The sequence below is a fragment of the Paraburkholderia sp. GAS32 genome (genome assembly GCF_050434225.1).
GTDB lineage: Bacteria > Pseudomonadota > Gammaproteobacteria > Burkholderiales > Burkholderiaceae > Paraburkholderia > Paraburkholderia madseniana.
Map to the genome: position 1 here is coordinate 19,443 of NZ_JBNPVS010000033.1, position 10,892 is coordinate 30,334.

Annotated in this window: 7 protein-coding genes and 1 tRNA gene; 6 read left to right on the top strand and 2 right to left on the bottom strand. The window is 61.5% G+C overall.

Annotated features, from left to right (window positions below; all coding sequences use genetic code 11):
* Positions 1 to 125 precede the first annotated feature (125 nt).
* The gene (locus tag P3T25_RS31875; protein ID WP_097391679.1) at positions 126 to 1,046 is read right to left on the bottom strand and encodes a LysR family transcriptional regulator; all 921 of its coding nucleotides are present in this window, start codon (positions 1,044 to 1,046) and stop codon (positions 126 to 128) included.
* 171 nt (positions 1,047 to 1,217) lie between these two features.
* Between P3T25_RS31875 and speB the strand changes: the two genes are divergently transcribed.
* Positions 1,218 to 2,207 carry an agmatinase gene (gene speB, locus P3T25_RS31880; protein WP_429360867.1) on the top strand — a complete coding sequence of 330 codons (990 nt, stop codon included), beginning with the start codon at positions 1,218 to 1,220 and terminating at the stop codon, positions 2,205 to 2,207.
* An 81-nt stretch (positions 2,208 to 2,288) separates the two neighbouring features.
* Here speB and cytX read toward each other — a convergent pair whose 3' ends face one another.
* Positions 2,289 to 3,605 (bottom strand): putative hydroxymethylpyrimidine transporter CytX, encoded by a 1,317-nt coding sequence (gene cytX / locus P3T25_RS31885; RefSeq protein WP_429360869.1) that lies wholly within the window; start codon positions 3,603 to 3,605, stop codon positions 2,289 to 2,291.
* A 328-nt stretch (positions 3,606 to 3,933) separates the two neighbouring features.
* Between cytX and P3T25_RS31890 the strand changes: the two genes are divergently transcribed.
* From P3T25_RS31890 to P3T25_RS31910, 5 genes are all read left to right on the top strand, one after another.
* Positions 3,934 to 5,247: a replication-associated recombination protein A gene (locus P3T25_RS31890; RefSeq protein WP_154562042.1), complete on the top strand. Its 1,314-nt coding sequence runs from the start codon at positions 3,934 to 3,936 to the stop codon at positions 5,245 to 5,247.
* Between the two features lie 136 nt (positions 5,248 to 5,383).
* Complete coding sequence (gene serS, locus P3T25_RS31895; protein WP_154562040.1) at positions 5,384 to 6,694, top strand: serine--tRNA ligase; 1,311 nt, start codon at positions 5,384 to 5,386, stop codon at positions 6,692 to 6,694.
* 158 nt (positions 6,695 to 6,852) lie between these two features.
* A tRNA-Ser gene (locus tag P3T25_RS31900) sits at positions 6,853 to 6,942 on the top strand.
* A gap of 148 nt (positions 6,943 to 7,090) precedes the next feature.
* A complete protein-coding gene (locus P3T25_RS31905; RefSeq protein ID WP_233464935.1) occupies positions 7,091 to 7,327 on the top strand; it encodes a hypothetical protein in 237 nt (78 codons plus the stop codon).
* An 815-nt stretch (positions 7,328 to 8,142) separates the two neighbouring features.
* On the top strand, positions 8,143 to 10,875 hold the full coding sequence (locus P3T25_RS31910; protein ID WP_266241227.1) for a type VI secretion system Vgr family protein: 2,733 nt from the start codon (positions 8,143 to 8,145) through the stop codon (positions 10,873 to 10,875).
* Positions 10,876 to 10,892 lie beyond the last annotated feature (17 nt).

Here is a 10,892-nt window from a genome sequence, read left to right on the forward strand (position 1 = left end):
TGATTTGCAGAAAGGCTGCGCATGGAGCGCAGCCTTTTTTCATTGCCGATTGCCGATTGCCGATCGCGCTGCGCGCCCGACGCGCTATTCGCCCTTTCCGAACCTGCGCCGGCTGAGCAGAACCGCTACTCATCCACTTCCAGCACCTGCACGGGATGCGCAGCCTTCATATCGTCGATAAACGCTTCGACAATATCCGTTCGATGCTGCCGCGCCCGCGTGACCATATGGAACGCCACCCGGTACTTCATCTGTGCGGGATTCAACGCGGCCAACAAGCCTTGCTTCACGAACGGCGCCGCGAAATGCCCCGGCAAATAGCCAAGATGATGCCCCGACAGCACCAGCATCGCGACTGCTTCCATATTGTCCGCGAGCGCGGTGACGTTCTGCGGCGTGGTCGAACTTTCGGCTTCGGGCAGCGGATAACTGCGCCACGCCCATTCGTGAGCCGCGGCTTCGGCAGGTGACACCTCGCCGGCAGAAGCAAACAGCGGATGCCCCTTCGCGCAATACGCGAACTGATCTTCGGCGAACACCTCGGTGTATTCGAGCGACGGCACGCGATGCCAGAAATAGCCGATGCCGATCTGAATGCGGCCGTTCAGCAGCAGTTCTTCGAGTTCACCCGGCGAGCGCACCAGAATCGAAAACCGCACCGACTGATCGCGCGCCCGAAACCGGCCGATCGCGTCGCTGATGCGCGCGCTCGCCGATACCGGTGTGTGGCCGATCATGCCAATATCGAGCGTGCCGACCAGTTTGCGGCCGACATTGCGCGCCTGCATGCCAAAAGTATCGACGGCGGACAGTAGAGCGCGGGCTGCGTCGATAAATTGCTCGCCGCGCGCGGTCAGGCTGAAGCCGCCGCGGCCGCGCTCGCACAGCCGGTAGCCGAGGCGTGTTTCCAGCGTGGCGAGTTGTGTGCTGATGGTCGACTGGCCGACGTTGAGCGTGGCCTGGGCCGGCGAGACGCCGCCGGCGTCGACGATGGCGAGGAAGACGCGGATCAACCGCAGGTCGAGATCGGTGAGTTGGGAGAACATACGGCAGGATACATCGCTACGAATCAATGTGAAGTTTATTCTGTTCGTATTTTAACTTGCGGGAAACTGCTCAAGAATCGAGATTCGCCCGGCAAGGTGCGCTTTTTCTATTGATCCTTCGGCCGGTTGCACGTATTTGCTTACTGCCCCTCTTTTCATTGCCGAGACACGATGAATACTTCCTCCTTCATTTCCCCCGATGCCGCTGAACGGCCGCAGCCGCTGTCCGGCAACGCAATGCCCCGCTGCGGCGGCATTGCGACGATGATGCGGCTGCCGAACGTCGGCTCGGCCGAAGGGTTCGACGCCTGCTTCGTCGGCGTGCCGTTCGATCTCGGCACCTCGAACCGCACCGGCGCGCGCTTCGGGCCGCGCCAGATCCGCAGCGAATCGGTGCTGCTGCGTCCGTACAACATGGCGACGCGCGCCGCGCCGTTCGATTCGCTGCGCGTGGCCGACCTCGGCGACGTCGCGATCAATCCGTACAACCTGCACGATTCGATCAAGCGCATCGAAACCGCCTACGACGAAATCCTCCAGCACAACTGCAAGCCGATCACACTGGGTGGCGACCACACGATCGCGCTGCCGATCCTGCGCGCGATTCATCGCAAGCACGGCAAGGTCGGTCTGATTCACGTCGACGCCCACGCTGACGTCAACGACACGATGATGGGCGAGAAGATCGCGCACGGCACGCCGTTCCGCCGCGCGGTGGAAGAGGGCTTGCTGGACTGCGACCGCGTCGTGCAGATCGGTCTGCGTGGCACGGGCTACGCGGCTGAAGACTTCGACTGGTGCCGCGATCAGGGCTTCGAAGTCGTGCAGGCAGAGGCATGCTGGAACCAGTCGCTGGCGCCGCTGATGGCACGTGTGCGCGAACGCATGGGCGACGGTCCGGTGTACATCACGTTCGACATAGACGGTATCGATCCGGCTTTCGCGCCGGGTACGGGCACACCGGAAATCGCCGGATTGACGGTGCCGCAGGCGCTGGAAATCATTCGCGGCTCGCATGGCTTGAACATCGTCGGCTGCGATCTGGTTGAGGTCGCGCCGCCGTACGATCCGTTCGGTACGACCGCGTTGCTTGGTGCGAATCTCGCGTTCGAATTGCTGTGCGTGTTGCCGGGTGTCGAGTATCGGGCGTCGAAGCGTTGATCTGACCACGGTTGATGGTGCATGAAAAGAAAAGGCCTGCATTTGCAGGCCTTTTCTTCATTGCAATGATGCTTCCGCGACTCAAGCGTAGGCAGTCTTCCGAGTCGACACCAGCGCCAGATAACACACCGCGCCGATCACCAACGCGGGCAACGTAGCGCCCAGATTCGGCAGCCATTGATTGATCGCCTGATACGCCACGATCCCGATTGCCCACGAGATAAACGCGCTCAGATGCCAGCCGCCCGAGAAGCCGTAACGGCCACGCACGTCGCCGAGCACAGCGGCTTCAATGCGACGCTTGCGCACGATGAAGTGATCCACCAGCACCACGCCGAACAGCGGCGCGAACACCGAGCCGATCAGTAGCAGGAAGTTCTGATACTTCGCCATCGGCACGAGCAAGGCGATCGCCGTGCACAGCGCGCCGAACGCCGCAGACAACAACGGCACGCTGCCGCGCGTCCAGAACGTGCCGGTCGAGACCGCTGCGGAGTGGATGTCGGCGAACGCGTTGTCCACTTCGTCGATCAGGATCAGCAGCAGGGCGAGGCCGCCGCCTGCTTGCGCCAGCGCGCCGGTCAGCAGCGCATCGCCACCACCGGCCGCGAGACCGTAGATCGCACCGAGTGCGTAAAACCAGATGTTCGCAACGCCATAGCCGAGCAGCGTGCCGCGGAAGGTCTCGCCGGGGCGTCGGCCGAAGCGCGTGTAGTCGGCGATCAGCGGCAGCCACGAGAGCGGCATCGCGACCACCAGATCGATTGCGCCGCCGAACGACATCTCGCCGGTGCCCGGACGGCGCATCAACTCGGCCAGATCGTGTTTGGCAAGCAGATTCCACGAGAGCCACGCGGCGCCCGCCAGCAGCAGCCAGATGCCCCACGTGCGCAAAAACCGCCGCACGAACGACAGCGGGCCGCTGATCGCCAGCAGCGTCGCGAGCAAACCGAAGATCACGGTCCAGATCAGCGGCATCGAGAAACCGAAGGCCTGTTTGGCGAGCGCATCGGCGGAATCGCGCATCACGATCACCTCGAACGAGCCCCAGCCGACCAGTTGCACGGCGTTCAGCACAGCAGGCACCGAAGCGCCGCGCACACCGAGCGTCGGCCGCAGCGACGACATCGCCGCGAGCCCCGTATCAGTGCCGATCACGCCGGCCAGCGCCAGCAATACGACGCCGATCACGCTGCCGATCACGATCGCCAGCAACGCATGCGGTAGCGACAGCCCCGGCACCAGCAGCGCGCCCGCCTGCGCGACCAGCAGGCCGATGCCGAGCGAGAACCAGAGCGCGAAAGCGTCGCCGGTGCGGAACGCGCGGCGTGCGTCGGGCACCGGCGTGAGCGGTGCGTAGGTGGAACCGGCGTCGCCGGCGAGTGGATCTTGTGCCATCTAATCTTGTCCCTGTGTCGATCGGAGTTAGCGCCTTACTCTGGTCCCATGCAAAGCTCTTACTCCGGTCCCATGCAACATAGTTGCGGTTGGTGTTGCCTCTAAATTCGCGTGCGATGCCGGTGTTGCCGGCCAATCCGCGCGCGATGTTAGCCTGTCAGGCTGTCGGCGAGATTACTGGCTAGTCGGCGCGCTCATCGCCCGAGCGCCGTCGCTGTCATAATGCGTGACGTTGCCCGCACTCTTGCGTGCCGGCTTTGTTCATCCGGCAGCACGCCGCCTTCACACGGACCGCGTCCGGAAAAGCCGAGATTATCCCCAAAACGTCATGTTTGAAGAAACCCGTGCCAATGTTCCGCTCGCCGAACGCCTGCGGCCCCGCAATATCGACGAAGTGATCGGCCAGAAGCACCTGCTCGGCCCGAACAAGCCGTTGCGGGTCGCATTCGAATCCGGCGAAGCCCATTCGATGATCCTCTGGGGCCCGCCCGGCGTCGGCAAAACCACGCTCGCGCGGCTTATGGCCGACGCGTTTCATGCCGAGTTCATCGCGTTGTCCGCGGTGCTCTCGGGCGTGAAGGATATCCGCGAAGCCGTCGAGACCGCGCAAATTCATCGCGCGAACGGACATCAGACGCTCGTGTTCGTCGACGAAGTGCATCGCTTCAACAAGAGCCAGCAGGACGCGTTCTTGCCACACGTCGAGTCGGGCCTGTTCGTGTTCGTCGGCGCGACGACCGAGAATCCATCGTTCGAGGTGAATAGCGCGTTGCTCTCACGAGCCGCCGTCTACGTGCTGAAGAGTCTCACCGACGAAGAACAACGCGAGCTGCTCGACCGCGCACAGAAAGAACTCGGCGGCCTCACGTTCACCGACGAAGCCCGCGACGCCCTGATTGGTTCCGCCGACGGCGACGGCCGCAAGCTGCTGAACAACCTGGAAATCGTCGCGCGCGCGGCGGCCCAGCAGAAGAGCACCGAAATCGACGGCGCTTTGCTTGGCAGCGCGCTCGCCGAGAATCTGCGCCGCTTCGACAAAGGCGGCGACGCATTCTACGACCAGATCAGCGCGTTGCATAAATCGGTACGCGGCAGCAGCCCGGACGGTGCGCTGTATTGGTTCTGCCGCATGCTCGACGGCGGCGCGGACCCGCGTTATCTCGCACGGCGCATCGTGCGCATGGCATGGGAAGACATTGGCCTCGCCGACCCGCGCGCGGCGCGCATCGCGCTCGACGCCTCCGAAACCTACGAACGCCTCGGCACGCCTGAAGGCGAACTGGCGCTGGCGCAGGCGATCATCTATCTGGCGGTCGCGCCGAAGTCGAACGCGGGTTACAACGCGTACAACGAAGCGCGCCGTTTCGTGAGCAAAGACCAGTCGCGCGGCGTGCCGGTGCATCTGCGTAACGCGCCGACCAAGCTGATGAAGGAACTCGGCTACGGTCACGAATACCGCTATGCGCACGACGAACCTGATGCTTATGCCGCCGGCGAGACCTATCTGCCGGACAACATGCGCGACCCCCATTGGTACGAGCCGACGTCGCGCGGTCTTGAAGGCAAGATCGGCGACAAGATGGCGCGTCTGGCCGAGCTCGACGCGCAGTGGCGCAGCGAGAACAAGCCGAAGAAGGGCTGAGCCTTTTCGCCTGGGCTTCTGCGGCGGTTTCAGATGCCGTGTCGCCATTCCGCACGTCTTGACCATCTAACGCACCGGCCGCCCGCGCCGGTGCGCTAAAATCGCTGCTTCATACAACGAACACCCGCCCCATCCCATGCTCGACATCCAGTTGCTGCGCAAAGACCTCGACGGCGTCGCCAAACGCCTCGCCGACCGCGGCTATACCCTCGACGTGGCGGCCTTTGCCGCCCTCGAAGCGGAACGCCGCGACACCCAGACCCGTACCGAAGAGATGCAGGCGCGCCGCAACACTCTGTCGAAGCAGATCGGCGGGATGAAAGGGCGGGGCGAGGATACGTCGGCGCTGATGGCCGAAGTGGGCGGGATTGGCGACGAGATGAAGGCGTCGGCGGCCAAGCTCGACGATATCCAGAAGCGTCTGTCCGACCTGCTGCTCGGCGTGCCGAACCTGGCGCACGAAAGCGTGCCGATGGGTCAGGACGAAACCGGGAACGTCGAAGTGCGCCGCTGGGGCACGCCGCGCCAGTTCGATTTCGAGGTGAAGGATCACGTCGACGTCGGCACGCCGCTCGGCCTCGACTTCGAGACCGGCGCGAAACTGTCGGGCGCGCGTTTCACGTTGCTGCGCGGCCAGATAGCGCGGCTGCATCGCGCGCTGGCGCAGTTCATGATCGACACGCACACGCTGCACCACGGCTATACCGAGGTGTACACGCCGTATATCGTGAATCCGGAGATTCTGTACGGTACCGGCCAACTGCCGAAATTCGCCGACGACATGTTCCGCGTCGAGAAGGGCGGTGACGAGAACACGGTCACGCAGTATCTGATTTCGACGTCGGAAATTTCGCTGACGAACACGGTGCGCGACAGCATCGTCGAAGCGGACACGTTGCCGATCAAGCTGACCGCGCATTCGCCGTGCTTCCGCTCGGAAGCGGGCTCGTATGGCCGCGACACGCGCGGGCTGATCCGCCAGCATCAGTTCGACAAGGTCGAAATGGTGCAGATCGTCGCGCCGGAAGCGTCGTATGACGCGCTGGAGCAGATGGTCGGCCACGCTGAGGCGATTCTGCAGAAGCTTGAGCTGCCGTACCGCGTGATTACGCTGTGCACTGGCGATATGGGTTTTTCGGCTGCCAAGACGTATGACCTGGAAGTGTGGGTGCCTGCGCAGAATACGTATCGCGAAATCTCGAGCTGCTCGAACACGGAGTCGTTCCAGGCTCGCCGGATGCAGGCGCGCTTCCGCAATGCGCAGGGCAAGCCGGAGCTGGTGCATACGCTGAACGGTTCGGGGCTGGCGGTCGGCCGCACGCTCGTGGCTGTGCTGGAGAATTTCCAGAACGCGGATGGTTCGGTGACGGTGCCGGTGGCGCTGCGTCCTTATCTTGGTGGGGTGGAGCGGCTGGAAGTGCCGGCGGCTCGATTGGCGCCGGGCTGATGCAGCGGCTAAGGCCGCTGCCGATTGCCAAGTCCCTTTGAAATTTTTTGGCCGAGGGGCTTGGAAATCGGATTCAGCTGTTCTATAATCTTTCTCTCCCAAGCAACGACCCGCTTGGATCTGACGAAATAGCCTTGTTGCTGTGAGTTGGAAGACCCGGAAAGGTGGCAGAGTGGTCGAATGCGCTGGACTCGAAATCCAGTGTACCTTTAGGGGTACCGTGAGTTCGAATCTCACCCTTTCCGCCAAATTTAGAAAACAGGCCCTTCGGGGCCTGTTTTCGTTTCTGCCCGCGAAAAAGAGCCGTTCTTTTGAGCAGGGTTCGCCGCGTGTTGCCCCCACGCATCTTGCACACGCGTGGCGGTCTGCGGGTGGTTTGCCGAGTTGAAGGGAGGCATGGCTGAGCTTGCCGCTGAGCGCGAAGGCAAGATAACTCTGCGCAAGGTCGATGTCGAAATGCCGGACGTCGTACAGGGCCCCGCTGAAGAGATAAAGACGCGGCGAGAAGGCCTACATGCGTCGCAAGCCGCGATGGCGCGCCGGCTTCGTGTCAATCCCACGTACCTACCAGAACTGGGAGCAAGGGAAAGCAAAGCCGAATGCTCAGGCTGCTGTCTTGATCAAGCTGGTTGAGAAATACCCAGATACGTTGGCAATGTACGCTTCTCTTTAAGAACCGCCTTTGGGCGGTTTTTTATCGCGTGTAATTTTTCACCAAGCCTTTGTTTAGCGGATGCACTCGCTAGTCGAACCTGAACAATCCGGAAGCTCTTGTGTGGTGAGGCTTTACGGTCGAAATGGTGTATGGGAATTGCAGGGACCTGACATATTGATACATGAAGCTACGGCCTCTTTATGCCTTCGTTGTTGCTGCCTTGCTCAACCTCAGCAATGCCGCTGATGTGATGGCGTGACGCCGGTTGCACACAAGGCGAATTGTTCAGGGACGACTATTGAATTGCCTCTTGCGCATCGACTGTCCTACTAACTGATTCATTGCTAGTCGAATATTCGAAACATCGCTAGATCGTGAGCAGCTAAGAGAAAGAGCAAAGCGTATTGCGATTCGCTCAGCAGTTGCGGCCATTGCGTTATATGTTCCTTGGCCGTCCGGGACCGCGCCCCGCTGTCGTCGTGAGTCGCGCGCACCGTGACCGAGATTTATCTACCCAGCATAAAATCTGTTAATTCATGTCATGAAGTTGACTTGGAATTGCAGCACGGCTGATATGATCAGACTAGGCCCTCCCTTTTTGTGCCCGGTCAGCTCGCCGGAAATGGCCCATCTATATTTCATCAAACTCGTGGCGTGGCCCGGGAGCGTGCCAGTGGCATGGTGAATTTCGTATCGAGAATGGACATTGCCGGTAAATCGATCGACTACCGGGTCGCTAAAAGTCTTCTCTCGCTCACGACAATACGCACGTAAAAAGTAACTTGGGGTGGAAATGGATGCGCAGGATATTGTGAGAGCCATTCAGAGCGGGCTGATCCAGCAGGACCGTTTGTTGAAACTGGATACGCCGCTCGGGAGCAGTGTGCTGTTACCACAACGGGCGGTGGGCTGGTCGCGAATCGGGCGGCATTTCGAATTCACGCTCGACGTTCAGTCAACAAACGGCAATATCAAGCTTAAAAAACTGATCGGCCAACCGGTAACCCTTTGGCTTCAGCAGGCGGATAAATCCTATCGTCCCTTTCACGGCTATGTATTCGGCGTGCGGCGACTAGGATCAGACGGCGGATTAACCAGCTATTCGATCCGTTTTGCCTCGTGGATGAATTTCCTCAAATTCCGCCGCGACCAGCGTATCTGGCAGGATAAGTCCGCCGACGTCATCCTGACCGATGTGTTCAATGCCCACCCCCAAGCGAAAGGCCAGTTTCAGTTCAAACTCTCGACACCGTTACCGCCGAGGTCTTATTGCACGCAATATGAAGACGACTGGAATTTTGCTCATCGGCTGATCGAAGAGGAGGGACTGTTCGGCTTCTGGACACAGGGCGAGGATGGCAAGTCGCATACGCTGACGATTACGGACCGGCTCGACACGTTTGAACCGCTCGCCCCGCAGACGGTGCAGTTTTCCCGCTACGGTACGAGCAGCGAACTGGACGCGCTGGTTCACTGGTCGAGCGAACGCACCCTGCACAGCGCGGTGCTGACAACCCGGACAGCCGATTACAAAAGCCCGTCGTCGCTCGCCAATCCGAAAGGCACCAGCATCCCCACGGTGTCGCACGAATTGCCGGACGAGCTGGAAGTCTACGAATACACGGGACCCTATAGTTACCAGAAGCAGGAACGCGGCGAGCACCTGTCGAAGATTCGCATGGAGCAATGGGAGTCGGAGGCGAAGCGGTTTTACGGTGTCGGCGGTGTGCGCGGCATCGACGCCGGGCGCTGGTTCGAACTCACCGGGCATCCAGAGCACGACCCCGACGCTGCCGACAGGCGGCAGTTCGCGATCATCGAAACGGTATGGCTGATTGAGAACAACATTCCGGCATCGAGTCATCATGCGAACTTCCCGCACAGCCTGCAAAACCGGTTAGCCCAGGCGCGTGAAAGCGCTCAGGACAGCCCGGCTTCCAGCGGGCCGCACGCGGATGGCTCAGGCGGTTTTTTCCGCGTCGAGATAGAGGTCCAGCGCAAGTCCGTCCCCTATCGTAGCCCGTTCGAACATCAGAAACCCGCCATGCAGTTGCAGACGGTGACCGTGGTGGGACCGGGCGGGCAGGAGGTCTATACGGACGAACTGGGCCGCGTGAAAGTGCAGTTTCACTGGGACCGCGTCGGCCAGCGCGATGACAGGAGTTCGTGCTGGGTGCGTGTCGCGCAGCCGTGGGCAAGCGGCGGCTTTGGCGGTATCCAGCTACCGAGAATTGGCGACGAGGCGGTCGTATCGTTTCTCGACGGCGATCCAGACCGGCCGCTCATCACGGCGCGCGTGGGCAACGGCGCGAACCGGCCGCAGTGGAACCTGCCCGACCAGCACATGCTGTCGGGGTTCGTCAGCAAGGAAATCGGCGGCAGCCAGAACAACGTCTGGTTGAAGGACGACACCACTGGGCAGGTGCAAACGCAGATACGTAGCGATCACCTCGAGTCGGGCCTGCACGCGGGCTATATCACGCGGGTAAGTGAGCCGTCCGGTCGCGGCGAGAAGCGCGGTGAAGGCGTGGAGCTGCGCACCGATGGGAATGCAGCCGTGCGTGGCGCGCGCGGGCTGCTGCTGACAACCCATCCGCGCTCGGGCGCAACCGGAGACGCGTTCAGCGTCGATGAGGTGAACCTCCAGTTGGCGAGCGCCCAGGATACGGCGGCGAGCCTCGCGCAGTCGGCTCAGACAGCGGGGGCACAGGATGGCGAACAGAAGGCAGTCGCCAGTACCCTGAAAGCTCAAGCAAAAGCTATCCAGGGCGGCGGTGCGCTAAAGCAGTTCGAGCAGCCGCATCTCGTGATGGCAAGTCCCGCAGGTGTCGCCACCAGCACGCCGGAGCAGATTCATCTGAGCAGCGGCAAGACCACCTCGGTCACAACCGGCGAGCACGTATCGATCAGCACAGGCGGCGGCTTTTTTGCCAGCGCACGCAAAGCGTTTCGCCTGTTCGTCACCGAGGCAGGCATGCGACTGATTGCGGCGGCAGGCGACATCGATGTGAAGGCGCTAAAGGACAGTATCAACCTGCTGGCGAAGCTGAACGTGACGGTGACCGCGACCAAGATCACGATCAGCGCGCAGCAGGAGGTCGAGATCAACGGGGGTGGCAGCTATACCCGCTGGACAGCCGGACAGATCAAAAGCGGTACGTCAGGCGGCTTCGAGGTGCACTCGGCAAGCCGGACTTTCACCGGACCGGACAGCGTGAGCACACCATCCATTCCTGCGCTGCCGCCGGAGAAGGAGCAACTGCATTTCGCGCTCGGAGCGTTGCCGGGCGAAGCGCATCAGTTCGCCAGTGAACCCTATGACCTCTACAAGGGCGGGGCAAAGATTGGCGAAGGCGTAACTGACGAATTCGGACGTGTCGTAGTGAAGGATCATGAGCTCGGCACGCCGGCGTATCAGGTCCAGCTTGCCAACGGCAGTCACTACGATCTGAACGTCAAGGATGCCCTTCAAGGCGATCCTGACCATGCCGACCAGCGGACCAATCGCGGCGAACGGCTGGCCTGATGCAATACATCCAGACA

Coding starts and splice junctions, on each gene's coding strand:
- P3T25_RS31875 (WP_097391679.1), bottom strand. CDS start 1,046: ATGTTCTCCCAACTCACCGATCTCGACCTGCGGTTGATCCGCGTCTTC.
- speB (WP_429360867.1), top strand. CDS start 1,218: ATGAATACTTCCTCCTTCATTTCCCCCGATGCCGCTGAACGGCCGCAG.
- cytX (WP_429360869.1), bottom strand. CDS start 3,605: ATGGCACAAGATCCACTCGCCGGCGACGCCGGTTCCACCTACGCACCG.
- P3T25_RS31890 (WP_154562042.1), top strand. CDS start 3,934: ATGTTTGAAGAAACCCGTGCCAATGTTCCGCTCGCCGAACGCCTGCGG.
- serS (WP_154562040.1), top strand. CDS start 5,384: ATGCTCGACATCCAGTTGCTGCGCAAAGACCTCGACGGCGTCGCCAAA.
- P3T25_RS31905 (WP_233464935.1), top strand. CDS start 7,091: ATGGCTGAGCTTGCCGCTGAGCGCGAAGGCAAGATAACTCTGCGCAAG.
- P3T25_RS31910 (WP_266241227.1), top strand. CDS start 8,143: ATGGATGCGCAGGATATTGTGAGAGCCATTCAGAGCGGGCTGATCCAG.